Annotated in this window: 14 protein-coding genes; 8 read left to right on the plus strand and 6 right to left on the minus strand. The window is 64.0% G+C overall.

All coding sequences use genetic code 11. The features are described from left to right. Window positions 1-77 precede the first annotated feature (77 nt). Window positions 78-1,088, plus strand: coding sequence for a type I glyceraldehyde-3-phosphate dehydrogenase (gene gap, locus HD842_RS00305; RefSeq protein WP_183549416.1), 1,011 nt, complete (start codon window positions 78-80; stop codon window positions 1,086-1,088). Window positions 1,089-1,457: 369 nt separating this feature from the next. Here gap and map read toward each other — a convergent pair whose 3' ends face one another. From map to glnE, 4 genes are all read right to left on the minus strand, one after another. Next, window positions 1,458-2,225 (minus strand): type I methionyl aminopeptidase, encoded by a 768-nt coding sequence (map, locus tag HD842_RS00310; protein WP_183549420.1) that lies wholly within the window; start codon window positions 2,223-2,225, stop codon window positions 1,458-1,460. 153 nt (window positions 2,226-2,378) lie between these two features. Beyond that, window positions 2,379-5,210 carry a TonB-dependent receptor domain-containing protein gene (locus HD842_RS00315; RefSeq protein WP_229424527.1) on the minus strand — a complete coding sequence of 944 codons (2,832 nt, stop codon included), beginning with the start codon at window positions 5,208-5,210 and terminating at the stop codon, window positions 2,379-2,381. A 391-nt stretch (window positions 5,211-5,601) separates the two neighbouring features. Next, window positions 5,602-8,496, minus strand: coding sequence for a TonB-dependent receptor domain-containing protein (locus HD842_RS00320; RefSeq protein WP_183549426.1), 2,895 nt, complete (start codon window positions 8,494-8,496; stop codon window positions 5,602-5,604). Between the two features lie 400 nt (window positions 8,497-8,896). Further along, on the minus strand, window positions 8,897-11,644 hold the full coding sequence (gene glnE / locus HD842_RS00325; protein WP_183549429.1) for a bifunctional [glutamate--ammonia ligase]-adenylyl-L-tyrosine phosphorylase/[glutamate--ammonia-ligase] adenylyltransferase: 2,748 nt from the start codon (window positions 11,642-11,644) through the stop codon (window positions 8,897-8,899). Window positions 11,645-11,852: 208 nt separating this feature from the next. On the opposite strand from glnE, the gene HD842_RS00330 reads away from it, so the two are divergent. The 3 genes from HD842_RS00330 (at window position 11,853) to tldD (ending at window position 18,331) form a co-directional block, all read left to right on the plus strand. Beyond that, window positions 11,853-15,980: a YhdP family protein gene (locus HD842_RS00330; RefSeq protein ID WP_183549432.1), complete on the plus strand. Its 4,128-nt coding sequence runs from the start codon at window positions 11,853-11,855 to the stop codon at window positions 15,978-15,980. Between the two features lies 1 nt (window position 15,981). Further along, window positions 15,982-16,779, plus strand: a complete 798-nt coding sequence (locus tag HD842_RS00335) for a carbon-nitrogen hydrolase family protein (protein WP_183549435.1) — start codon at window positions 15,982-15,984, stop codon at window positions 16,777-16,779. 91 nt (window positions 16,780-16,870) lie between these two features. Next, on the plus strand, window positions 16,871-18,331 hold the full coding sequence (tldD, locus tag HD842_RS00340) for a metalloprotease TldD (protein ID WP_183549438.1): 1,461 nt from the start codon (window positions 16,871-16,873) through the stop codon (window positions 18,329-18,331). Here the strand turns inward: tldD and HD842_RS00345 are convergent. After that, entirely contained in the window at window positions 18,283-18,645 is a 363-nt protein-coding gene (locus HD842_RS00345; protein WP_183549442.1) for a hypothetical protein, read from the minus strand. The genes tldD and HD842_RS00345 overlap by 49 nt on opposite strands. On the opposite strand from HD842_RS00345, the gene aroG reads away from it, so the two are divergent. Then, window positions 18,644-19,702: a 3-deoxy-7-phosphoheptulonate synthase AroG gene (gene aroG / locus HD842_RS00350; protein WP_183549445.1), complete on the plus strand. Its 1,059-nt coding sequence runs from the start codon at window positions 18,644-18,646 to the stop codon at window positions 19,700-19,702. The two genes, HD842_RS00345 and aroG, sit on opposite strands and share 2 nt — an antisense overlap. A gap of 79 nt (window positions 19,703-19,781) precedes the next feature. Here aroG and HD842_RS00355 read toward each other — a convergent pair whose 3' ends face one another. After that, window positions 19,782-22,613 (minus strand): TonB-dependent receptor domain-containing protein, encoded by a 2,832-nt coding sequence (locus HD842_RS00355; protein WP_229424528.1) that lies wholly within the window; start codon window positions 22,611-22,613, stop codon window positions 19,782-19,784. A gap of 583 nt (window positions 22,614-23,196) precedes the next feature. Here HD842_RS00355 and HD842_RS00360 point away from each other — a divergent pair. Genes HD842_RS00360 through HD842_RS00370 form a run of 3 tightly spaced genes read left to right on the plus strand, consistent with a single transcriptional unit; the run spans window position 23,197 to window position 26,839 of the window. Next, window positions 23,197-24,135, plus strand: coding sequence for an ABC transporter permease (locus HD842_RS00360; RefSeq protein WP_183549449.1), 939 nt, complete (start codon window positions 23,197-23,199; stop codon window positions 24,133-24,135). Beyond that, window positions 24,135-25,151, plus strand: coding sequence for an ABC transporter permease (locus tag HD842_RS00365; protein WP_183549452.1), 1,017 nt, complete (start codon window positions 24,135-24,137; stop codon window positions 25,149-25,151). The genes HD842_RS00360 and HD842_RS00365 overlap by 1 nt, the downstream gene beginning before the upstream one ends. After that, on the plus strand, window positions 25,148-26,839 hold the full coding sequence (locus tag HD842_RS00370; RefSeq protein WP_183549456.1) for an ABC transporter ATP-binding protein: 1,692 nt from the start codon (window positions 25,148-25,150) through the stop codon (window positions 26,837-26,839). The genes HD842_RS00365 and HD842_RS00370 overlap by 4 nt, the downstream gene beginning before the upstream one ends. Window positions 26,840-26,876 lie beyond the last annotated feature (37 nt).

Raw genomic sequence — 26,876 nt, forward strand, 5'->3', positions numbered from 1 at the left:
AAACGGACTGTCCCGCAGGGATGGTCCGTTTTACTATGTTCGTTACGAAAAAGTTTTTTTTCTACTAGGAGCCAAGCATGACGATCAAAGTTGCAATCAATGGTTATGGCCGTATCGGCCGCAATATCCTGCGCGCATTCTACGAAGGCGGCAAGAAACAGGACATCCAGATCGTGGCGATCAACGACCTCGGCAATGCCGAGTCGAACGCCCACCTGACCCGCTACGATACCGCCCACGGCAAGTTCCCTGGCACCGTCACGGTCGAAGGCGACAACATGATCGTGAACGGCGATCCAATCCGTGTGTTCGCACAGCGCAATCCTGCGGAAATCCCATGGGGCGAGCTGGGCGTCGATGTCGTGCTCGAGTGCACCGGCTTCTTCACCACCAAAGAAAAAGCTTCGGCCCACATCAAGGGTGGCGCCAAGAAAGTCATCATCTCGGCCCCTGGCGGCAAGGATGTCGATGCGACCATCGTGTTCGGCGTGAACCAGGACGTGCTGAAAAGCTCGGACACCGTCATCTCGAACGCATCGTGCACCACCAACTGCCTGGCCCCGCTGGTCAAGCCGCTGCATGACGCCATCGGCCTGGAAACCGGCCTGATGACCACCGTGCACTCGTACACCAACGACCAGGTGCTGACCGACGTGATGCACGAAGACTTGCGCCGTGCCCGCTCGGCCACGCAGTCGATGATCCCGACCAAGACCGGCGCTGCCGCTGCAGTCGGCCTGGTGCTGCCAGAACTGAACGGCAAGCTGGATGGCTTCGCGATCCGCGTGCCGACCATCAATGTGTCGATCGTCGACCTGACCTTCATCGCCAAGCGCGACACCACCGTCGATGAAATCAACCAGATCATGAAGACGGCCGCCGATGGCGCGCTGAACGGCATCCTGACGTACCAGACCGAGCCGCTGGTGTCGGTCGACTTCAACCACAACCCGGCCTCGTCGAACTTCGACGCGACCCTGACCAAAGTGTCGGGCCGCCTGGTCAAAGTGACGTCGTGGTATGACAACGAGTGGGGCTTCTCGAACCGCATGCTCGACACCACCGTTGCGCTGATGAACGCCAAGTAACCGGTTCTTGTCGATCGTAAAACCCGGTAAGGCGCAGGCCTTCCGGGTTTTTTTACGTCGCGCAGATTGGATGGATGCTCTTTTTTACCGGCAGCGCATTGCGGGATATGAACGCCTGATGGGTCGGCCCGCCTGGTCAACGTGACGTCGCACGCTCGACACCATGGCTGAGCAGGGAGGCATCTCGACGGTGATGCGCTACAGCTTCACCGATAACCTCATCCTGCGCGCCGGCATGAAGAATATCGCCGACCGGTCGTCAGCTGTACGTGACGGGCAACTACAAGTTCTAAGCTGCACGCAAGAAGGGCCGGATCCCTGGCGGGAGCCGGCCCTTTTTTTATTGATGCACGTCCTGTTGCAGACTGATCAGCGCTTGTCCGGCCACGGCGTCAGGATCTCGGCGCCATTCTTCGTTACCACCAGCATATGTTCCCACTGCGCCGACAGCGAACCGTCGCGCGTCATCACGGTCCAGCCATCCTCCAACTGGATCACGTCGTCTTCGCCCATATTGATCATCGGCTCGACCGTAAAGGTCATGCCTTCCTTCAGCAGCAGGCCCGTATTCTTGCGACCGTAATGCAGCACCTGCGGTTCTTCGTGGTAGACACGGCCGATGCCGTGGCCGCAGTAGTCGCGCACGACCGAGAAGCCGGCGCCTTCGGCCAGCGTCTGGATCGCGTGGCCGACGTCGCCCAGGCGCGCGCCCGGGCCGACGGCGCGGATGCCCGCCATCATGGCGTCATAGGTGACCTCGACCAGCTTCTTCGCTTCGGGCGACGGCGTGCCGGCAAAGTACATGCGGCTCGTATCGCCATGCCAGCCATCCTTGATCACGGTCACGTCGATGTTGACGATGTCGCCGTCCTTGAGGATGTCCTTCTCGCTCGGGATGCCGTGGCAGACCACGCCGTTGATCGACGTGCACAGGGTTTTCGGGAAGCCGTGGTAACCGATATTGGCCGGCGTGGCCTTCTGCACCTTGCGGATGTAGTCGTGGCAGCGGCGGTCGAGTTCTTCGGTGGACACGCCGGGCACGACGAATTCCTTGATCATGTCCAGCACTTCGGCGGCCATGCGGCCGGCCACACGCATCTTGGCGATGTCTTTGTCGTTCTTGAGTTTGATGGTCATACGGGAGGCAGTAGCGCGGCGGCGCCGCAGGCAAACCGCCATGATACCGCGTTGGCGCCAGGCAAGCAGGATAGTGCAAGAAAAATGCCCGCCAGGCTGGGCCGGGCGGGCATCGGTCAGGACTTCAGGACGGGGTCTTGCGACCCCGATCCATCAGAAGTTCTGGGTGTAGCGGACGTACATGAAGCGGTCCAGCGAGGTATCAGCATCGACCGAAGCTGCCGACGCTTGCGTGTTGTACACGGTGCGTGGCGACTTGTCGAAGACGTTGTTGATACCGAACAGGATGCGGCCATCCCAGCTGGTCTTGTAGCCAACGCTCACGTCATGGATCGTGATCGAACCCAGTTTGTTGGCGCCGGTGCCGAAGGTTGCTTCGTAGTCAGGCAGGTTGCACTCGATGGTCGAGGTGTAGCAGCTGTCCTTGACCGGGCTGTAGTAGCGGAAGCCCCAGGTGGCGCTCCAGTTGCCCATGGCCCAGTCGACGTTGGTGTTCGACTTCACGCGGTTGTAGAAGTACTCACCGGCGTAGTTGTTCCACTCCGAATCAGCACCGCTGCGGGTACGGAACGTGTCGACGTACGAAGTTTCGTTACGGATGTTGAACTGGCCGTAAGCGGTGCGTGGCAGACGATAGTTAATCGACATGTCCAGGCCTTCGGTTTCCATGTTGCCCAGGTTGGCGTTACCGCGCGACAGCGTGGTGATCTGGCCGGTGACCGGGTCACGACGGATTGCCGAGCAGAAGTTGGCGCTACCGTTGATGAAGCACTCGTTGGCAACGTAGGTCGCGCTGATCGCGGTGATACGGTTGTCGATCGAGATGTTGTACCAGTCCAGGCCAACCGACAGGCCAGGCACGAACGATGGGCTGTAGACGAAGCCGACCGTTTTGGTCGTTGCGGTTTCTGGTTCCAGGAATGCATTGCCGGCGCCGGTGTTGAACGCGACGGTCGACTGGATACCAACGGCGCTAGGGATCGGGGTACCGGCCTGGTTGACCTGACGGTAGGTTGGCGTGGTGCCCGATGCAACGCAGCGTGCCTGGACAGCTGGGTTACGTGCTGCGTCGCCGTACACGGTGTCGCATGGATCCAGGAACGTGTCGAACGACTGCGAACCGCCGCCGAAGGTGTCGCCCAGGGTTGGAGCGCGGAAGCCCTCAGCCCAGGTACCACGAATCAGCACGTCCTTGACCGGCTTGTACATGAAGCTGGCCTTGCTGTTGTTGGTCACGCCAAAGTTGCTGTAGTCCGAGTGGCGGGTGGCCAGGTTGAAGCTCAGCAGTTCTGCGAAAGGCATTGCCTTCAGGACAGGGATTTGCAGCTCGGCGTACGCTTCACGCACGGTGTAGCGACCGTAGGTGGCATTGCCAGCCAGATCGGTCGAGTAGCCCGATTGCTCGAACTGGCCTGGAACTTCCTGGCCCTTGACTTCACGGTGTTCGATACCGACTGCCAGACCCAGTGCACCGGCTGGCAGCTGGAACAGTTCGCCAGCCAGATCAGCGGTAGCGCTGTTGACGGTCGAGCCGTAGGTCGACTGGCCGGTCGAGTTGATGTAGGCCAGTGCTTCCGGGGTCGACGCCGATGGGCCACCCAGGACGTTGAACGGCACGCACGACGACAGGCCGATCGGGTTAGCTGCAGTACCGCACTGGACGACGCCGGCCGAGTTGAGGAACGATGGGCCCAGGGCGTTTTTCAGGTTCAGCAGGTTGATGTTGCCGGTACCGAATTGCGAACCCGAGACCTTGCTGTGGTTGTAGCCAGCGCTCCAGTTCCATGCCAGATCCTTGACGGTGAAATCACCTTCCAGGGTTGCATCGATGTGCAGTGTGCGGTTTTCGGTTTCGGTAATACGCTTGAGTTCGGTGGTGCGACGTGCGAAGTACAGGTCCTGACCCAGGCCGGCGCCAGCGACGCTGTTGCCGTACGGGTTGTAGTAGCTGTTCTTGTCGATGTAGACCGGGTAGTTCGGCTGGCTGGTCGAGGTCAGCGGGTAGCCGGCGACCGTCTGCGACGAGCTGCGCTGCGAGTACATCGCGGTGGTCTTGAAGCGCATGTCTTTCGGCAGCGCGATCTCGCCCTTGACGAACAGGGTGTCCAGCTTGCTCGGGATGAGCAGGTCCATGTCCTGGGTCGAGTTGTAGCGATCGTCGATCCCGTTGGCGTATGGGTGGTAGTTGTTCGGGTTGCGCGAGTCTGCGCCGACACCCTGGCCGTCGAAGCTGCCGGTGTGGTTCAGGGTCTGGTTGAAGCTGCCAGCGCCGGTGGCCAGCGAGCCGCCGGTACGTGGATTGACCGGGGTGATACGACCCCATGGACCGGTACCCAGACCATCGAATGGGTGAGCAGGACCGTTCGTGAACGAGCTGATCGCACGGGTCATGGTGCCCACGCGGCCGGATTCGGTGTGCGACAGGCCGAACATCAGCGATGCTTTGTCATCGCCGGCGCCGTAGCTCAGCGAGAAGTCCTTGTTCTTGCCGTCGTTCTTTTCGTACTGGCCCGTGTACAGCGACAGCTGGCCGCCCTGCATGTTCTTTTTCAGGATGATGTTGATCACGCCTGCAATTGCGTCCGAGCCGTAGATCGACGAAGCGCCGTCCTTCAGGATCTCCATGCGCTCGATCATCGACGATGGAATGGTCGACAAGTCGGTGAAGCCATCGACCGACTGCGTCCAGCGCTTGCCGTCAACCAGCACCAGCAGGCGGTTCGAGCCCAGGTTGCGCAGGCTGACGTACTGACCACCGATTTCGCTGTTCGAAGTCAACGAACCCGAGCGGGAGAAGTCAGGCGCACCGGCCGACGACAGGTTGTTCAGGATCTCGCCGACGGTCACCAGACCGGTCTTCTGGATCTGTTCCTGGCTCATGATCTGGATCGGCTGTGCCGTCTCCAGGTCAACCTGGCGAATACGCGAACCGGTCACTTCGACGCGCTGTGGCGCAGCGACTTCCTGCGCGATCGCAGCGGTCATGCCAAGGGTCATACCGCCGAGGCAAATAGCGCGGACCGAACGGGACAAGAGTGTTTCCATCATGTTGCAGAACTCCTAGGGTGTATGCGCGGCGGGACCTGGGTAAGGACCTGCCACCGAAAAATGTCGCGGAGCGACTCGCTGAAAAACGCCAACTAATTTGGTTAAACGACTTTTCAAGTCAGCAATAAAACCATTCGGGGTACTTCACTGTCAATGCATACGCACCAGAAGGGTGAGAATGTGACAGTTTTGTTGCAGAAATGTGTATTTACTCTTTTTCGATATGACATGTAATTGACTATATGGTTACTTGCTGATCTAAGTTTGGCTGAGCGCAAAAAAGCCCGCCCGGCTTGCGCCGGGCGGGCTTTCAACGCAATTAAATTGCTTAGAACGCTTGGTTGTATCGAACGTAGAAGAAGCGATCGATTGGCAGGTCGGCATCGACCGTCGTGGCAGACGAGGCGCCGAGCAGTGTGAAGCGCGGTGACTTGTCGAACACATTGTTCACGCCGACACGCAGGCTGGCGTTCCAGTCGAACTTGTACCCAGCGCTGATGTCATGGTAAGTCAGCGACGACAGGCGGTTTGCGCCAGCCGACGTTGCGCCTGGACGGAAGGTCGTCGGTGCATTGCACTCCCAGCCGCGCGGGATGTTCAGGCACTGGTCGAGTACCGAACTGAGGAAGCGGATGCCCCAGGTTGCGCTCCAGTTGCCCTGTGCCCAGTCGGTCGTGAAGTTCGACTTCCAGCGATGGAAGTCGTATTCACCCGAATAGTCGATCCAGCGTGCAGCGGCCGAGCTCTTGGTCGAGTACTCGTCCAGGTAGGTCGTTTCGCTGCGCAGCGAGATCTGGCCCCACGAGAAGCGCGGCAGGCGATAGCGCAGCTCGACGTCCACGCCTTCGGTCTTGATCTGGCCGAGGTTGGCATTACCGCGGGTCAGGCCGACCACCTGGCCGCTGACCGGATCGCGGCGGATGCTCTGGCAGAAGTCCGTCAGGCCTTCGGTGTAGCACTGGTTGGCAACATAGCTCGACGATACGGCAGTGATGCGGTTGTTGATGCTGATGCTGTACCAGTCGACCGATGCCGAGAAGCCGGGCACGTACGACGGGCTGTAGACGAGACCCAGCGTGCGGGTCACGGCTGTTTCCGGCGTCAGGAACGCGTTGCCGGCGCTGGCCTGGAACGGATACGCGGTCTGCGCCCCGCCGCTTGAGGTGATCGGCGAGCCGCTCTGGATGCGCTGGCGGTAGCCACCCGGAGTGCCGATGACGCCGCCAAAGCCCGACGAGCAGCGTGCTGCGACTGCGGCAGTGCGGGCAGCTTCGCCGTACACGGTGTCGCACGGGTCGAGCCAACCGGTGTCGAAGGATTGCTGACCGCCGCCGAAGGTGTCGCCCACGGTCGGTGCGCGGAAACCTTCAGCCCAGGTACCGCGTGCCAGGACGTCGGTGATTGGACGGTACATGAAGCTGAACTTGCTGTTGTTGGTGGTGCCGAAGTTGCTGTAGTCCGAATGGCGTGTGGCCAAGTTGAAGTTAAGCAATTCTGCAAACGGCAGGTCTTTCAGGACCGGGATGTTGACTTCCAGGTAGGCTTCGCGCACGGTGTAGCGGCCGCGGGTGGCGTTGCCGGCCAGATCGGTCGAATAGCCCGACTGCTCGAACTGGCCTGGAATATCCGTGCCGATGACTTCGCGGTGTTCGATGCCGCCTGCAATGCCCAGCGCGCCGGCTGGCAGTTGCAGCAGCTCGCCACCGATGTCGGCCGTCGCGCTGTTGATCGTGCTGCCGTAGGTCGCCTGGCCAGTGGACATGACGTAGGCCAGTGCCTCCGGGGTCGAGGCCGATGGGCCGCCCAGGATGTTCCATGGAACGCAGGTGGCCAGGCCGATCGGTGCGGCAGCGGTGCCGCACTGGACGACGCCGGCAGAGTTCATGAATGACGGGCCGAGAGCGCGTTTCAGGTTCAGCAGGTTGACATTGCCGGTGCCGAGGGTCGAGCCGGTCACCTTGTTGTGGTTGTAGCCGGCACTCCAGTTCCATGGCAGGCCACGCAGCGTGAATTCGCCTTCGAGGGCCGCATCGATGTGCAGGGTGCGGTTTTCGTTTTCGGTGGTGCGCGGCACTTCGATGGTGCGGCGATAGAAGAACAGGTCCTGGCCGGCCCCGTTGCCGGCGACCGAGCTGCCCAGCGGGTTGTAGTAGCTGTTCTTGTCGACATACACCGGATAATTCGACTGCGCGCCCGATTGCAGTGGATAGCCGGCAGTGGTCGACAGGCTCGTGCGCTGCGAATACATCGCAGTCGTTGTCAGGCGCATGTTCTTCGGCAGCGCGATCTCGCCCTTGACGAAGATGTTGTCCATCTTGTTCGGCATCGCGAACACCATCTGGCTCGTGGTGTTGAACAAGTCGTCCGGCACCGGCGTCAGGTTGGCGACGTTATGGTAGTTGGCGATATTGCGCGAATCGGCGCCCACGCCGATGCCGTCATAGGAGCCCGTGTGATTCAGGATGCGGTCGAAACCGGTGGCGCCGCCGCTGGCATTGATGGCGCGGATACGGCCCCATGGACCGCCACCCAGGTTTTCGAGCGGGAAGTTTGGGCCGCGTGAATTGGCCGTGATGGCGCGGTCGCGTGCCCAGACGGCGCCACTTTCGGTGTGCGCCAGGCCGAACATCAGCGATGCTTTTTCGTCGCCCGCGCCATAGCTCAGCGAGAAGTCCTTGTTCTTGCCGTCATTCTTTTCGTTCTGGCCCGTGTACAGGCTCAATTGGCCGCCTTCCATCGACTTTTTCAGGACGATGTTGACGACGCCTGCGATGGCGTCCGAGCCGTAGATCGACGAAGCGCCGTCCTTCAGGATCTCCATGCGCTCGATCATCGACGACGGGATGGTCGACATGTCGGTGAAGCCGGCGACGGACTGGGTCCAGCGCTTGCCATTGACCAGCACCAGCACGCGCTGGGCGCCCAGGTTACGCAGGTTGGCGTACTGGCCGCCGTTTTCGCGGTTGGAGGTCAGTGCGCCGCCTTTGCTGAATGCAGGGGAGCCGGCCGACGTCATGTTGTTGATGATGTCGCCGACGGTGACCAGGCCCGTTTTCTGGATTTGCTCCTGCGTCATGACCTGGACTGGCTGCGCCGTTTCCAGGTCGACCTGGCGAATACGCGAACCGGTCACTTCGACGCGCTGGAGGTTGTCCTGCGCGATGGCGGTCAGTGCGGGTAGCGCGAGCGCTACGGCTAGTGCGATCTTGGTACGTTGTTGCATGAGCTCTCCATCCTGCATTTCACAGCTGTGAAACAGCTTTCTTGGTTAAAAAGTGCATCGCCTGCGTTTGCGATCCAGCGTGGGAAACGGTTTACCCGGGCCCCAGGCGCGTATGTATAAGACCATCTTGCTTTTAGTCATGTCAATGCGGCAACTGGCCATTTCTGTCTGAAATACAACAGTTGATAAAAAGAAAATAAATGACTGAAAAGTCAGGATTGGCGGCGGCACTGCAGGGGTGCAAAAAGCGCGGATATGACACGGCCCGGTGCGGGAAAATGACATGCGCACCAGGCCGGTGCGCATGCCGAAAAGCGGGGGATGGGGCAGGGAGAAAAGACGACGCTGGGTCGAATGACCGAGTGCAGGGCGGGACTGGCCGTGTTGCGCAGCAGCGCGGTTAGTCCCCGAAACAGGCGTGCCACAAGCGCAGCACGCTGTCTGGATGCGCGCCGAGCTGGGTCCGTTCGACCCGGGTCTTGTCATGGCTTTGCAACCGCACGCTGTGCTGCAGCTTGCGCATGGCGCGATATGCCGCCGCGACCTGGCTGGCCAGGGCCGCGTCGATCAGGCCCAGTTCGCCGCACAGGTGCAGCAGGGCGATGTTGCCGGCGTTGGCGGTCAGCTGTGGGTAGGTGTGCGCGTGGCGCAGCACCAGGTATTGCACGATGAACTCGATGTCGATCATGCCGCCCGCATCGTGCTTGAGGTCGAACTGGGTGCTGCGGTTCAGGTTCGCGCCATGCATGCGCGCGCGCATCTGCATCACCTCGTTCTTCAGCACATCCGCCTGGCCAGATCGGTCCTTGCGCAGCACCTGTTCGCGGATCGCCTCGAAGCGCGCGCCGATGGCAGCGTCGCCGGCGCAAAAGCGCGCCCGCGTCAGCGCCTGGTGTTCCCAGATCCAGGCCGCTTCGCCCTGGTAGCGCTCGAAGGCGGCGATGGACGATACCAGCATGCCGCTGGCGCCGTCCGGGCGCAGGGCGATGTCGATGTCGAACAGGATGCCGGCCGGCGTCGGCGCCGTCATCCAGGTGATGAAGCGCTGGGCCAGCCGGGCGTACAGGGGCGGCGCGTCGCCATCGTCGTCTTCGTACAGGAAGATCACATCCAGGTCGGAGACATAGCCCAGCTCCTTGCCGCCCAGCTTGCCATAGGCGATGACGGCAAAGCGCGGTACCTCGCGGTGGCGGCCATTGACCGCGCGCCAGGCATGCGTGACCACCGCCCCGACGATCGTGTCGGCCAGCGCCGACAGGTGGTCGGCCAGGTGCTCGACCGACAGTTCGCCGGCCAGGTCCAGTGCCAGCAGGCGAAACAGCTGCGCGTGGTGCGTCTCGCGCAGGATGTCGAGCTGGCGCTCGGTGTCGCCGGCAGCGTCGGTCAACTGCGCGTCGAGGCTGGCCGCCAGCTGCGGCAGCGCTTCGGCGCCCGCGTTGCGGTCGTCCAGCAACTCGTCGAGCAGGATCGGGTGCTGGGTCAGGAACGTGGCGGCCCAGCCGCTGGCATTGATCATGCGGATCACGCGCTCGAGCGTGTGCGGGTATTCGGTCAGCAGCGCCAGATAGGCCGAGCGGCGCGCGATCGCCTCGAACAGGTCGAGCAGGCGCCCCAGCGTGGCGGCGTGGCTGCCCATACCGGCATCCTTCACGACGGTGGCGATCAGGGGCAGGGCGGCCTCGACCAGCGCCAGCAGGCGCACGCGGCTGAAGTCGGGCAGGCTGGTCAGGCGTGTGCCCTGCAGCGTGGTGGTCAGGCGGCCGGCGGCGGCGCGCGTGTCGTTGAAGCCCAGCCCGGCCAGGCGCTCAGTCAGCGCGTCGAGGTTGTCCAGGTCGTCGACCAGCGCCGGGGTGTCGGGGTCCGGTTCGGGCGCTTCCTTGTCGGCGAAGATGGCGTCGAACTGCTGCGCGACGTAGGTGCGCTGTTCTTCCAGCCGCGCCAGCAGCGTGGCTTCATCCGGGCAACCCATCATGCGCGCCACCGTCAGGCGGTCGTCGTCGCTCGCCGGCAGCGTGTGGGTCTGGGCGTCTTCGAGATACTGCAGCCGGTGTTCGAGGTTGCGCAGGAAGGTGTAGGCCGCCAGCAGGCGTTCGACGGTGTCGACCGTCAACAGCTCACGCTCGGCCAGCAGGAGCAGCGTCTTGCGCGTGGAGCGCTCGCGCAGCGCCGGATCGCGTCCGCCGCGGATCAGCTGGAAGACTTGCGCCAGGAACTCGATCTCGCGGATGCCGCCGCGGCCCAGCTTGACGTTGTGGCTGCGCTCGGGATGCAGGCGCTCCTGGCGTTTGACCTCGGCGCGGATCTGCGCGTGCATCGTGCGGATCGCATCGATCACGCCGAAGTCCAGGTAGCGCCGGAAGATGAACGGCTGCACGATCGCGTCCAGCGCCGCGATGTCGTCCGGCTCGCCCGTGACGGCGCGCGCCTTGACCCACGCATAGCGCTCCCATTCGCGGCCCTGGACGATCAGGTATTCCTCGACCATGCCGAAGCTGGCCGCCAGCGGGCCCGACTTGCCGTTGGGGCGCAGCGCCATGTCGACCCGGAACACGAAACCGTCCTCGATCACTTCGGACAAGGCCGCGCTCAGGCGGCGCCCCAGACGGATGAAGAATTCGTGGTTCGACAGCTGGCGCTGGCCGGCCTCAGCGGCCGTGTCGCCGTCTTCCGGGTACACGAAGATCAGGTCGATGTCCGACGACACATTGAGTTCGCCGCCACCCTGCTTGCCCATGGCCAGCACGATCAGGTGCTGCGGGCGGCCTGAATCCTCGCCCACCGGCATCCCGTGCGCCGCGACCAGCTCTGCCATCAGGCTGGCGACATGGGTCTGGATCGCGAAGTCGGCAAAGGCTGTCATTGCGGTGACGACTTCATCGAGGTCGGCCTGCCCGCCGAGATCGCGCGCGACGATGGTCGAGATCAACAGGTTGCGCACCCGGCGCATAGCGCGCTCGAGCGGCAAGCCCTTGGCCAGTTCGCCCTCCAGCAACGCGCGGAAATCGGCGTCGGCCAGCGATACGGTGGACAAGCTGGCGAGCTGTTCAGCGCGCTCGGGCGCGGCGCCCAGCCAGCGCGCGACGAAACGCGACGCGGTGACAGGAACGGTGGATGGGACAGGCTGTGGTGCAGCGGAAACTTCGGTCATCGTTGATCCTGGGAAACGCGATGGATGGCCGTTTCAATAGGCCATTAGTCGGGGCCGGCAGGCAGTCGATGCGTTAAAATGGCCCGCTAACAGGCCGTCGCTGCTGCCCGGGTCAGCACCGATGGTAAGGTAGACGCCGCAACGCACGCAAGCGACCTGTTTTTTTGAGCTGTACATTTTTCGGCGAGCCTTTGTTATTAGCACCTTGATGCACAACCCGGATCCGCAGGCGACGTCCGCGTCCCGGCCGCTGGCCGTACGCTGGCGCCGGTTGCGCGCGTGTTATCGCTTCGCGAACCTGGCCTCGCACCACGTGCTGGGCTTTACCGTCAAGCTGCTGCTGATCGTGTATTTCGCGCTGGCCGTGCTGTTCCTGGTGCTGCGCTACGCCATTCTTCCCAACATCGACCTGTACAAGAGCGATATCGAACGCGTGGCCGGCAATGCACTCGGCAGCCGCGTCACGATCTCGCAGCTGGCGGCGTCCTGGCATGGCATGCGCCCGGCCTTGTCGCTGCGCGACGTGCGCCTGCACGACCGCCGGGGCCGGCAAGTGCTGGCCTTGCCGCAAGTCAACGCCACCGTCGGCTGGTGGAGCATCGCCGCGCTCGAACCCCGCTTTGCATCGCTTGAAATCATCGGTCCGCGCCTGGCCGTGCGGCGCGGCCGCGACGGTGTGCTGGTCGTGGCCGGCGTGCGGCTCGAGCAGCAACAGGGCAATGGTGCCGGCGCCGACTGGCTGCTGCGCCAGCGCGAAATCGTCATCCGCAATGGCCGCGTCGACTGGGTCGACGAATTGCGCGGCACGCCGCCGCTGGCGCTGCAGGGCGTCACGCTGGCGCTGCTCAACCGCTGGGGCGCGCACCACCTGGCGCTGACGGCGACCCCGCCAGCGCTGCTGGGCGGCCCGCTCGACATCCGTGCGCGTTTCCGGCACCGCTTCGGCCAGCAGCCGTCCGATGTCACGCGCTGGAAGGGCGAGCTGTACGCCGATCTGCGCGACGTCGACCTGGGCGCCTGGAAGCGTTTCGTCGATTATCCGATCCAGCTCGAACGGGGCCGTGGCTCGCTGCGTACCTGGATCAACGTCGACCAGGCCCGCCTGGCGGGTTTCACTGCCGACCTGGCACTGGCCGGTGTGAACGCGCGCCTGGGCCCGGACATCGCGCCGCTGCAACTGGCGCGCGTGTCGGGGCGCCTGAGTGCGCGTGAAACACTGTTGAGTGGCAAGGGCGATGGGAAGCCCACCTTTGGCGCCAATGGCCACGCGATGCGGCTCGATGGTTTCACGGTGGTGGCGCGCGATGGCCGCGCCTTGCCGCCCGCTACGCTCGAACAGACCTGGCGGCCCGCCGCCCATGGCAAGCCCGAGCAAGGCACGCTGCGCGCGCAGGGCCTCGACATCGGCGCGCTGGCAGCGTTGGCCCAGTACCTGCCGATCTCGCCCGTGCAGCGCGGCCTGCTGGCCGATTACGCCCCGCGCGGGGTGTTGCAGGATGTCGGTGTCGAATGGGATGGACGCTATCCCGGTGTAACGGGCTGGCGGATCCGCGGCGACGTCGCCGGGCTGGCGCTCAAAGCCCAGGCCGCGCGTCCGGGGCGTGCCGCCACGCCCGGCTTCGAGAACCTGAGCGGGCGCATCGACGCCAACGAGCGCACCGGCAGCGTCAAGCTCGATTCGCAGCAATTTGCCCTGAATATGCCGGCCTGGTTTGCCGAACCGCGCATGCCGTTCGACCGGCTGGTGCTGGATGCGCGCTGGGAGTTTGACGCGGGCCGGCAGTTGCAGGTCGAGATCGACGACCTGGACTTTGCGCAGGGCGTGTTCAAGGGCTCGGTCTCGGGCCGCCACGTCATGCCGCTCACGCCCGGCCACGGGCCAGGGACGGCCGATTTCACCGGCAGCCTCGACGGTTTCCCGATCAACCGGATCGGCGCCTTTTTACCGCTGGCCACGCCGCACGGCCTGCACGACTGGCTGGTGGGCGCGCTGCAGGGCGGCCAGTTGCACGACACCACGCTGCGCCTGCGCGGCGACCTGGCGCAGTTTCCGTTCAAGTCTGCCGACACGGGCGAATTCCGCGTCGCCGGCCGTCTGGCAGGCGCGCGGCTCGAATACGCACCAGGCCACCGCCATCCGGACGGCACGCCGCTGTGGCCGCTGGCCGAAGCGATCGACGGGCGCATCGTGTTCGACCGCGCGCGCATGGAAATCAATGGCAAGACCCTGCGCACCCTGGGCGTGGCGCTGTCGAACGTCAAGGCCGTGATCCCCGACCTGGGCGCGCATGACAAGATGATGCTGGAGATCGATGGCGCCGGCGCCGGGCCGCTGCAGGAATTTTTACGCTACGTGGCCGCCACGCCGGTGCTGGGCTGGATCGGTCACTTCACCGAAGACACGCAGGGCACCGGTAACGCCAAGCTCGACCTGAAGCTGCGCCTGCCGCTGGCGCACATGAACGAAGCAAAAGTGCAGGGCAGTCTGCAGTTGCAGGGCAACGACGTGGTGCTGTTCCCCGAACTGCCGGCGCTGCAGAATGCCCAGGGCCGGATCGCGTTCCACGACCACGGCTTTGGCCTGGAAGGCGTGGGCGCCGATTTCCTGGGCGCGCCGCTGGCAGTGGGTGGCGGTACGACGCCTGAGGGCAGCACGCGCGTGACGCTGGCCGGCACGCTGTCGGCCGAGGGCATGCGCCGCACGGCCCCGGCACCGGCGCTGGGCCGTCTGGCCGAACGCCTGTCAGGCAGCACGCCGTACCGGGGCGAGATCGTCGTCAAGGCCGGGCATCGCACGATCACGATCGATTCGGCGCTGGCCGGGCTGGGTATCGAATTGCCGGCGCCGCTGAACAAGGTGCAGGATGCGAACCTGCCGCTGCACTTCGTGCTCGAGGGCGAGCCGACCGTCGAGGGCCTGGCGCGCGACGTCATCCGCGTCGGCGTCGGGCAGAGCCTGGCCGCGCGGTACGAACGCGAAAAGCAGGGCAAGGGCGCCTGGCGCGTGACCCATGGCGGCATTGGCGTGAACGTGCCGGCGCCGCGTCCGGACCAGGGCCTGATGGTACACCTGGACATGAAGGCGCTGAATGTCGACCATTGGCTGGCGGCAGGCCGCGCCATTGCCGGCATGGACGCCAACGCGCCTGCTCCGGCGGCGGATGCGGCCCCGGCCAGCGGCGCCGATGTCACCCAATACGTGCTGCCGGCCGTGGTGGCCGGCCGCGTCAGCGAACTGACGGTCGGCGAGCGGCGCGTGGCCGATGTGGTCATCGGCGCCACGCACGTGGGCGACACGTGGCGCGCCAACCTGCATTCGCGCCAGGCCAGCGGCTATCTGACCTGGGCCGAAACACCCAGCGGCCTGGGCAAGGTTACGGCGCGCCTGGCGTCGCTCGTGATCCCCGAATCGGCCGAGGCCGAGGTCAAGGACCTGCTCGAGTCGAACAAGGGCGCCACGGCCAGCATCCCGTCGCTCGACATCGTGGCCGAGCGCTTCGAGCTGTTCAACAAGAACCTGGGGCGCCTGGAACTAAACGCCAGCAATGTACGCGCACTGGCCGGACGCGAGTGGCGCATCGACCGCCTTGCACTGAGCAATCCCGATGGCAAGCTGAACGCGTCAGGTCGCTGGCTGACCAAGGATGGCAAGAGCAATACCAGCCTGAACTTCGCGCTCGACATGGACAATGCGGGGCGCCTGCTCGACCGCGTGGGCTTCCCGGACACGATCGGGCGCGGCAACGGCTACCTGCGCGGCGACATCTCATGGGCCGGCCTGCCGTATGCGATGGACATCCCGAGCCTGTCGGGACAGATCGAGATGAATGTGGAGTCGGGCCAGTTCCTCAAGCAGGACCCGGGCGCGGCCAAGCTGCTGGGCGTGCTCAGCCTGCAAGCCTTGCCGCGCCTGCTCAAGCTCGACTTCCATGACGTGTTTTCCGACGGCCTGGCATTCGACGGCATCACGGCCAACGCGCTGATCACGCGCGGCGTGGTGCGCACCGATAACCTCAGGATGCATGGCGTGGCCGCCACCGTGCTCATGAATGGCACGGCTGACATCGCCAACGAATCGACCAATCTGCGCGTGGTCGTGATTCCGGAATTCAATCTGGGCACCGGCCCACTGGTGTACGGCCTGGCTGTCAATCCGGTGCTGGGCCTGGGCGGCTATCTGGCCCAGCTGTTCCTGCGCGCGCCGGTGATGAAGGCTCTGACCTACCAGATGCAGGTGACAGGGCCGTGGAAATCGCCGACCATTACCAAAATCCCTAACGGACCTGACAACAGCCCTGTCAGCACGCCAGCCGCCCCCACCACCAGCAAGGAATAACATGACGACCGTAGCCGCGATCCAGATGGTTTCCACTCCTAACCTTGAAGACAACCTGGTCACCGTGCGCCGCCTCGTGGCCGAGGCCGCCGGGAAGGGCGCGACGCTCGTGGCCTTGCCCGAGTACTGGCCGATCATGGGCATGACCGATGTCGACAAGGTGGCGCTGGCCGAAGACCCGGGCGCCGGGCCGATTCAGGAATGCATGGCCGAACTGGCGCGCGAGCACGGCATCTGGCTGGTCGGCGGCACACTGCCGATCGTCTCGCCGAGCGCCGGCAAGGTGCTCAACACCACGCTCGTGTACGACCCGCAGGGCATGTCGATGAGCCGCTACGACAAGATCCACCTGTTCGGCTTCAACAAGGGGACGGAATCGTACGACGAGGCGCGCACCATCGTGCCAGGCGATACGGTCGGCGTGTTCGATGCGCCGTTCGGCCGCGTGGGGCTGTCGGTGTGCTACGACCTGCGCTTTCCCGAGCTGTACCGTGCGATGGGCGAGTGCGCACTGATCATCGTGCCGGCCGCCTTTACCTACACCACCGGCCGCGCGCACTGGGAAGTGCTGCTGCGGGCGCGCGCCATCGAGAACCAGTGCTATGTGCTGGCCGCTGCCCAGGGCGGCATGCACGTCAATGGCCGCCGCACCTGGGGCCACAGCATGCTGGTCGACCCGTGGGGCGAGGTCAAGGCGGTGCTGCCGGAAGGCGAGGGCGTGATTGCGGGCGAGCTCGATCCGGTGTTCCTGCTCGGGGTGCGCGACAGCCTGCCGGCGTTGCGGCACCGGAAGATGTAAACCAGGCTGTCCCCTGTACCGGGCGCAGCGATGCGAATAAACGGGATATGGCACAATGCCCGTTCCAACCGAACGCATGAATCGACCCACAATGACGCCATTCGAACCGAACCTGTCCTCCATCGCTGTTGCCCGCGACGTCCTCCTGACGCCATTCGGCCTGGACGAAGACAAGCTGCTGCGCGCGCTGGGGACGATGTTCACGCACAAGGTCGACTATGCCGACCTGTACTTCCAGTTCACCAAGAGCGAAGGCTGGAGCCTTGAAGAAGGCATCGTCAAGAGCGGCAGCTTCTCGATCGACCAGGGCGTTGGCGTGCGCGCCGTGTCGGGCGAAAAGACGGCGTTTGCGTATTCCGACGAGATTTCCGAACAGGCGCTGCTGGATGCCGCGGCCGCCACGCGCACCATCGGACGCCAGGGCGCCGGTCGCATCAAGATCGCGCGCAGCACCCAGCACAGCGGCGGGCGCTCGCTGTACCTGCCCAACGATCCGCTGGCCTCGCTCGATGCGACCGCCAAGGTGACGCTGCTCGAGCGCGTCGAAAAGATGGCGCGCGCGAAAGACCCGCGCGTGGTGCAGGTGATGGCCGGCCTGGCCGGCGAATACGATGTCGTGCTGGTGCTGCGCAGTGATGGCGTGCTGGCGGCCGATATCCGGCCGCTGGTGCGCGTGTCGGTCACCGTCATCGCCGAGCAGAACGGGCGGCGTGAAGTCGGTTCGTCCGGCGGCGGCGGGCGCTTCGACTATGGTTACTTTAGCGACGAGGTGCTGGATCGCTATGCGACCGATGCCGTCAAGGCGGCTTGCGTGAACCTGGAAGCACGGCCAGCACCGGCCGGCCCGATGACGATCGTGCTGGGCCCGGGCTGGCCCGGCGTGCTGCTGCACGAGGCGGTCGGTCACGGCCTCGAGGGCGACTTCAACCGCAAGGGCTCGTCGTCATATGCCGGCATGATCGGCGAGCGCGTGGCGGCCAAGGGTGTCACCATCGTCGACGACGGCACGCTGCAGGACCGGCGCGGCTCGCTCAATGTCGACGACGAAGGCAATCCGACCCAGTGCACGACGCTGATCGAGGATGGCATCCTGAAAGGCTATATCCAGGACACGATGAACGCGCGCCTGATGAAGATGCCCGTCACCGGCAACGCGCGCCGCGAATCGTTCGCGCACCTGCCGATGCCGCGCATGACCAATACCTATATGCTCGCCGGCGACAAGGACCCGCAGGAAATCCTGGCCTCAGTCAAGAACGGCCTGTATGCGGTGAACTTCGGCGGTGGCCAGGTCGATATCACGAACGGCAAGTTCGTGTTCTCCGCCAGCGAGGCCTACATGATCGAAGACGGCAAGGTGACGTACCCGGTCAAGGGCGCGACGCTGATCGGCAACGGTCCTGAAGTGATGAACCGCATCTCGATGATCGGCAACGACATGCGCCTGGATTCGGGCGTGGGCGTGTGCGGCAAGGAAGGCCAGAGCGTGCCGGTGGGTGTGGGTCAGCCGACCCTGCGCATCGATGGCGTGACGGTCGGCGGCACGGCTTGAAGCTGCGTCGATACTGCGCTGCTGTGGTATCGCGTAACAAGCTGTCTGTACAAGCCGTCATCGACGGATAAAGGGCTTGCCAAGTTTTGCGGGTTGTTGCTATAGTCAATTGACCAAACACGGACGACATCATGCGCCACGCTTTCTTTACCCGCTTTTTTTACTTTAGCCATTCCAGCCTCAGGCGGTGGAACAGCAGCGGGTACGCGCAGTAAAGTCCCGGCAGCATCCAAACAAACCGCCAGCAATGGCGGTTTTTTTATTTCAGACGAACTAAAACCGAACACAACCGAGCACGAAAGAGAGTCCAGCATGCCCCGCACCGACGACCTACGCATCCGTGAAATGAAGGAATTGACGCCACCCTCGCACCTGATCCGCGAGTACCCCGTCACCCCGGCGGCCGAGCAGACCGCGGCCGGCGCGCGCGTCGACCTGCACCGCATCCTGCACGGCCAGGACGACCGCCTGATGGTGGTGATCGGGCCGTGCTCGATCCACGACCCGAAGGCCGCGATCGAATACGCCCACCGGCTGGTGGAGCAGCGCCGCCGCTTTGCCGGTGAACTCGAGATCGTAATGCGGGTCTACTTTGAAAAGCCCCGCACGACGGTGGGCTGGAAAGGCCTGATCAACGACCCGTACATGGACAACAGCTTCCGCATCAATGACGGCCTGCGCATGGCGCGCGAGCTGCTGCGCGACATCAACGAGATGGGCCTGCCGGCCGGCACCGAATTCCTCGATGTGATCAGCCCGCAGTACATCGCCGACCTGATCAGCTGGGGCGCCATCGGTGCGCGCACGACCGAGTCGCAGGTGCACCGCGAGCTGGCGTCCGGCCTGTCGTGCCCGGTCGGTTTCAAGAACGGCACCGATGGCAATATCAAGATCGCGACCGAGGCCATCAAGGCTGCGTCGCAGCCGCACCACTTCTTGTCAGTGACCAAGGGTGGCCACTCGGCCATCGTGTCGACCTCGGGCAACGAGGATTGCCACATCATCCTGCGTGGCGGCAAGGCGCCGAACTACGACGCCGCCAGCGTCGACGAAGCCTGCCGCCAGATCGCCGCGCTGGGCCTGGCCAGCCGCCTGATGATCGACGCGTCGCATGCCAACAGTTCGAAAAAACCCGAGAACCAGGTGCCCGTGTGCGCCGACATCGCCACGCAGATTGCAGCCGGCGACGATCGCATCGTGGGCGTGATGATCGAGTCGAATCTGGTGGGTGGACGTCAGGATCTGGTGCCGGGCAAGGAGCTGACCTATGGCCAGTCGGTGACCGATGGCTGTATCGACTGGGACAGCAGCCTGCAGGTGCTGGACGGCCTGGCGGCGGCGGTGCGCCAGCGCCGCCTGCGCCAGGAATAAACCAGGCGGCGCGCGATGCGCCGCCGCAACGACAAAGGGGCGCACCGAGGTGCGCCCCTTTCGTTCTAACTTACTGCGATCAGAACTTGGCGGTCAGGTTCAGGAAGATATGACGGCCCATCGCGTCATACACCTGCGGGTAGGTATTGCCGTTGCCGAAGACGGCAGCGACCACGCCCGACAGCGGTGGATCCTTGTCCAGCGCGTTGTTCATGCCGGCGCGCAGGGTGAAGTTCCGGTTGATCTGCCAGCTGCTGACCAGATCCAGGTAGTTGCGTGCGCCCAGGCTTGCATCCGCTGGTTCCGATTCGGTGTCGAGGTCCACACCGCGCACATAGCGCCAGGTCGCGCCCAGTTCCACGCCATTCCATGGGGTGCCCCAGACAGCGCGCACCTTGTGACGCCATTTTGGCAGCGGCACGCCGCAGGTAGGACCGTGCAGGCCAGCGCACTCACGCGTATCGCCGCCTGGCAAGTCCTGTTGCTTGAACTCTTTCAGGTAGGTGCCCATCAGCGACAGGTTCAGGCTGCCCCAGTCGCCCAGCTTGGCGTTCCAGTTCGCGCCCAGGTCGATACCTTTGGTCGACGACATGCCCAGGTTCTGGTTGGTGGCGACGATCTGCGCGGTTTCCAGTGCCCACAGGGTACCCAGACGGTCACGCGTGATCAGCGAGCAGAACGTCGGGTCGCCCGTTGCCAGGCAGCTCTCGAGGCTGGTCGTTGCCGGCAAGCCGCCGATGATGCCCTTGACCTTCATGTCGAAGGCGTCGATGGTGACCGACGTGTTGCGCGTCGGGGTCAGCACCAGGCCCAGCGTGTACGAGTCGGATTCCTCTGGCGCCAGGTTCGTATTGCCGCCCGTGATCTGGTTGTACTGCTGGGCTGGCGAATCGACGATGTTGCCGTACTGGGCCGCCGTGACGCCGGTGCGTGCGCACTGGGCCAGGGTCGCGGTCGGGGTCTCGCCGGCGCATGGGTCGGACGACATGTCGTACAGGCCCAGGCCCGCCGGCGTGTACAGTTCGACCACGTTGGCGGCGCGCGCCGCACGCTGATAGCTGAAGCGGAACTTGGCTTCCTTGATGGGCGCCCACTCGATGCCGGCACCATACGAGCTGGTCTTCTGGCCGGTCGAATAATCTGATTTGCGATAGCTGGCGGTGACGTTGAGCTGGTCGGCGAACGGCTGCTTCTGCAGGATCGGGATGCGGGTTTCGGCGTAGTAGTCACGCACGCTGAACTGGCCGCTCACGTTCTTGGTCGGGCCGCCCTGGCCGGCGAGGTCACCCGATTCGAAGGCGGCGTCGTTGTCCAGCGACAGTTTTTCGGTGCGGTGTTCCCAGCCGAGCGCCAGGCCGATGCCTTCGGTGCTGGTCGGGAGCTTCAGGCCGTATTCACCCAGGTCGGTCGACAGGTTGACGCCTTGCACGGTTTGCGACGTGTTGCCGCGCTGGAAGCCCGGGGTTTGCAGGTAGGTCAGTGCTTCCTTGGTGACGCCGCCGAGGCTCCAGATATTGTAGGGCACGCAGTTCGGATCGATGCCGTTCAGGGTGCTGCGGCAGACCGGTGCACCGTTGGCGCCGGGGACGACGTCCAGTGCACGCGCGCTGCGCGCCACCGAGAAGTCGTTGAAGTAGGTTTCGGCGTAGCGGACCTTGCCGACCTGCGCGAAGACGTCGTATTTCCAGTTGCCGACATCGCCCTTGACGCCAACCACGCCGCGGTAGGACGTGTGGTTCAGATCGTCGCGGCGGCCACCGCCTTCGACGTTGCGGCGGAAGATCACCAGATCGGCCGTGTCGCCAGGGGCGTTCAGGCCCAGCGTCCGGCGCCAGGCGTTCGACAGCAGTGGGTTTTCGAAGGTGATCGCATTGGCGCCGGAAGCGTCGAGGCCGAACAGGCCGGATGGCGCAATCTGGGCAACGGTGCTGTCATCGTGGAAGCTGGCCTCGCCGTAGACGCGGGTCTTGTCGTTGATGTCGTAGTGCGTGAACGAGCTGAACGTGTAGCGCTCCGACGGACGGCGGAAATAGTTCAGCGGACCGAAGTTGTAGGCATCGTTCGCGCCGATGTACGGGCGCACGCCGCCGTTTGCATCGGCCACGGTGAAGCTGCGCGTGCCAACCAGGAAGCGACCCGGGAAGCTGGTGCCGGAGCCGCCGCAGTTGAACGTGTCGCCCGTGGTGGAGCCGCCCAGCGAGCACGCGGTGAAGTCACGCTCCGATTGCAGCAGCGCGTCTTCCTTCTTGTAGCCCAGGAACACCACGGCATTGCCGCGGCCATCGGCGAAGTTGCCGCCCATCGTGAGGCTGATGTCCTTGACCTTGGCGTCAGCGCTCTTGTCGCCCGGCAGCTGGAAGTTGCGGCGCGTGGCGGCATCGGCTGCCGGCCCGCCGTTTTGCTGGTGGTTGTAGAACTGGTAGTTGCTGTCAATCTGGACGCCCTGGAAGTTGTCGTCCATGATGAAGTTGACCACGCCGGCCACGGCGTCGGAGCCGTAGATGGCGCCGGCGCCGCCGGTCAGCACTTCGACGCGCTTGACCAGGCCCACCGGGATCTGGTTCAGGTCGGCGGCCGGATTGCGCGGGCTGCCTGCTGGCAGGCGGCGGCCATTGACCAGCACCAGGGTGCGGTCGGCGCCGAAGTTGCGCAGGTTGACAGTCGCGGTGCCGGTCGAGCCGTTCGAGACCGAGCCGCCCTGGTCGGCGAAGACCTGGGGCAGGTTGTTGAGCAGGCTCTCGACCGAGCGCACACCTTCGAGCTTGATGTCCTTGGCGTTGACGACGGTAACTGGACTGATGCTTTCCAGGTTGGCCGTGGCGATGCGTGAACCGGTCACTTCCACGCGCTGAGGTTCGCCTGTAGCGGGCGCCGTGTCCTGGGCGTGGGCCGCCGAGAACGCGACGATCATGCCGCCTGCACAGATCAGTCGAACCGATCGAGATAACACTGTTTCAACCATCATGTCGATTTTCCCAGGTAAGACCTGCAGGGCGGATGTCGCCTGCAGTAATGTCATTGGATTGCCACCGCGAATAGCAGCGTCGAATTTTTACTACTTGGCAATAAAAACATTTCCGGTAAGGCAGTGTCAACGTATAAAGTCTTTACGAATCAAAAATACAACTGTGCGCCGACTAGTCTGTACAAGTATGCATTTTGGTGCTAGTCATGATTCCGACATGAAAAATAATATGTGGAATATATGAAGGAAAATATAGTTTGTCCGGTATTTAATGCGGTAATCATGCAAATTTTTGGCAGGGATTGCTGTTTAGGCGTATGTATGCAGGTTCATGTGTGACACGATATCGACCCGATTTAAATGTCACAAATGTCAGTACATTCGATAACCCGTATCTATCTCCCCATGACATCCTGCATCTGTCAGCGCGCGCCGATATGCGCTATCGTGTCGGGTTCGCAACGCCTGCATTGGCGTCGCGGATTACACGGGAAATGGCACGTTCGCCTGGTCCCGGTTCGGGAGTGTCATGCTTGCTTATATCGTCCGGCGCCTGTGGCAAATGTTGCCGACCATGGCGGGCGTCGTACTGCTGGTGTTTGTGCTGTTCAACTGGGTCGGCGGTGATCCGGCCTATCTGTTGGCCGGCAAGATGGCCGATGCGAACGCCATCGAGAACATCCGGCGCCAGCTGGGCACTGACCAGCCGTACCCGGTGCAGCTGTGGATCTTCGTGCAGCAAATCGTCACGTTCGACTTCGGCAATGCCTGGAGCACGGGCGAACCGGTGGCCCAGATCATCACCAGCCGCCTGGGGCCATCGCTCACTGTCCTGATCCCGCTCACCGTGCTCGAAGTGTTCTTTGGCATTGCGCTGGCGCTGGGCATCGCCTTCGTGCGCGGCTCGCTGACCGACCGCGCCGTGATGATTGCCTGCACGGTGGGCATGTCGATCTCGATCCTCGTGTATATCTCGGTGTTCCAGTACGTGTTTGCCTACCAGCTGGGCCTGTTTCCGGTGCAGGGCTGGGGCAGCACCCTGGGCGAGAATCTGCTGCACTACGCGCTGCTGCCGATCATCATTGGCCTGGCGGTCTCGATCGCGCCGACGCTGCGGCTGTACCGCAGCTTCGTGCTCGACGAAGTGGGGCAGGATTACGTACGCACGGCGCGTGCCAAGGGCTTGAGCGAGCGCCGCATCGTCTGGGTGCACGTGCTGCGCAATGCGGCCATTCCCATCATCACGCACGTGATGGCGAACCTGCCGGCGCTGCTGATCGGGGCGTTTCTTCTTGAGCGTTTCTTCGGCATTCCCGGCATCGGGCGCGAAGTCATTCTTGCCGTTGAGCGCAGCGACTTCCCGGTGATCAAGGCGATCACGGTCTATGTCGCGGCTGCGACGATGGTGTTCAACCTGCTGGCCGACCTGCTGTACCGGGCCGTCGATCCGCGCGTGCAATTCCGATGATGACAATGCAGACATCCGACGATTCAGCCGGCCTGTGGACGCTGGCCTGGCGCCGCCTGCGGGCGGACCGCGTGGCGATGGCGGCGCTTGCCGTCGTGGTCGGCTTTTTGCTGCTGGTGCTGCTGTCAAGCACGGGCCTGGTGGCCGCCGACTGGGAAGACGAGGTGGCCGTCAATTACGCGCCGCCGGGCTTTGTCGGCGCCGATGCGACGGCGCGCGCACTGGCGCAGGCGCAACTGCCGCGCGCCACGCCGCCGAATGCGTTCGATCCGCTGGCGGCCGAACTGGCAGCGTTGCAGGCCCAGGTGGCGGCCACGCACCCGCCGGTGGCCAAGCGCACGACGCTGCTGTTTGGCGCCGATAAATGGGGCCACGACATCGTCAGGAAAACGATCAAGGGTGGCGAGACGTCGATCGTCGTCGGCCTGGTCGCGGCGCTGCTGGCTGTCACGCTGGGCACGCTGTTCGGCGCCGTCGCCGGGTTCTTCGGTGGCTGGGTCGACGATCTGTTCAACTGGTTCTACAGCATCTTCACGTCGATTCCGTCAATCCTGATGATCCTGACCGTGGCCGCCGTACTGCAGCAAAAGGGCGTGACGACCATTGTGCTGATCCTGGGCCTGACCGGCTGGACGGGACCGTTTCGCCTGATGCGCGCCGAATACATCAAGCACAGCGCGCGCGAATACGTGATGGCGGCCAACGCCATCGGCGCGTCGAACTGGCAGCGCATGTTCGGGCATATCCTGCCGAACGTGTCGCATGTGGCGCTGGTGCAGATGTCGATCCTCGTGGTCGGCTTCATCAAGGCCGAAGTGATCCTGTCGTTCCTGGGTTTCGGCGTGCCGGTGGGCACCGTCTCGTGGGGCAGCATGCTCAACGAAGCGCAGAATGAACTCATCCTCGGCAAGTGGTGGCAACTGGCGGCCGCCGCCGGCGCCATGGCGGTGCTGGTCACCAGTTTTTCGCTGTTTGCCGACGCCCTGCGCGACGCGCTCGACCCCAAGATCAAATGACCCACGAAACCATGCCTTTGCTGAGCGTGCGCGACCTGCGCATCGCGTTCCGGGTCGACAAGCACCGCACCAGCGCCGCATTGAAGGGCGTCTCGTTCGACGTGCCGGACAACACCACGGTGGCGCTGGTGGGCGAATCGGGCAGCGGCAAGTCGGTCAGTTCGCTGGCCGTGATGGGGCTGCTGCCACCCGAGACGACGATCGTCGATCCGGCCTCGCGCATCGCGTTTGCCGGGCGCGAGCTGCTGGGCCTGCCGCTGGCCGCGCGGCGCGCCTTGTGCGGCAAGGACATCGCGATGATTTTCCAGGAGCCGATGTCCTCGCTCAACCCGGTGTTCACCGTCGGGTTCCAGATCGGCGAAGTGCTGCGCCAGCACATGGGCATGGACAAGCGCGCGGCGCGTGCCCGCACGCTCGAGTTGCTGGCTGAAGTGGGCATTCCCGATCCGGCACGCAAGATCGACGCCTACCCGGGCCACCTGTCGGGCGGCCAGCAGCAGCGCGTGATGATCGCGATGGCCATTGCCTGCGAGCCCAGATTGCTGATTGCCGACGAGCCCACCACGGCGCTCGACGTGACGATCCAGAAACAGATCATGGACCTGATCGCGCGCCTGCAGCGCGAGCGGCGCATGGCCGTGCTGTTCATCACGCACGACCTGGGCCTGGTGGGCGAGATCGCCGATCGCGTGATCGTGATGCGCCACGGCGAGGTGCGCGAGGAGGGCACCGCCGCGCAGGTGTTTGGCGCGCCGCAGGACGCCTATACCCGGGCACTGCTGCATTGCCGGCCGTCCCTCGATGCGCGTCCGCTGCGCCTGCCCGTGATCGACGATTATCTGGCAGGGCGCGTGCTCGCTGGTGCGCAACTGCCGCAGCGTGTGCGGGGCACGAACCCCGACGATGCGCCGCTGCTGGTGGTGAAAAACCTGGCCAAGAGCTTCTGGACGCGCGAAGGCCTGTTCGGCAAGCGCGAATTCAAGGCGGTGGAGGATGTGTCGTTCACGCTGGCGCGTGGCAAGACGCTGGGCGTGGTCGGTGAATCGGGCTCGGGCAAGACGACGGTGGGCCTGACGCTGTTGCGGCTGCACCGCGCGACGGGCGGCTCGGCGCTGTTCGAAGGGCGCGATCTGGTGGCGATGTCCGACCGCGAATTCCAGCCCTACAAGCGGCGCATCCAGATTATTTTCCAGAATCCGTATGCCTCGCTCAATCCGCGCTTTACGGTCGGCCAGATCCTGCTCGAACCGATGCGCATCCACGGGATCGGCGCGCACGAGGCCGAGCGCGCCGCGCTGGCGCGCACCTTGCTGGGCCGCGTCGGCTTGCCGGACGCGGCCTACGGGCGCTATCCCCATGAATTTTCGGGTGGGCAGCGTCAGCGCATCGCGATTGCGCGCTGCCTGACGATGCAGCCCGAGATTCTCGTCTGCGACGAATCCGTCTCGGCACTGGACGTGTCGGTCCAGGCCCAGGTGCTGAACCTGCTGCAGGATTTGCAGGATGAATTTGGCCTGAGCTATATCTTCATCTCGCATGACCTGTCGGTGGTGAAGTACATCTCCGACCAGGTGATGGTGATGCAGAACGGCGGCGTCGTAGAGGTGGCTGATGCCGATGCGCTATACCGCAACCCGCAGCATCCGTACACGAAGTCGCTGCTGGCGGCGATTCCGCGCGGGGTGTAACTACAGGTCGTTGCCGATGCCGCAAAAGACCGTTGCG

It is taken from the genome of Massilia aurea (assembly GCF_014200505.1).
Lineage (GTDB): Bacteria > Pseudomonadota > Gammaproteobacteria > Burkholderiales > Burkholderiaceae_D > Telluria > Telluria aurea_B.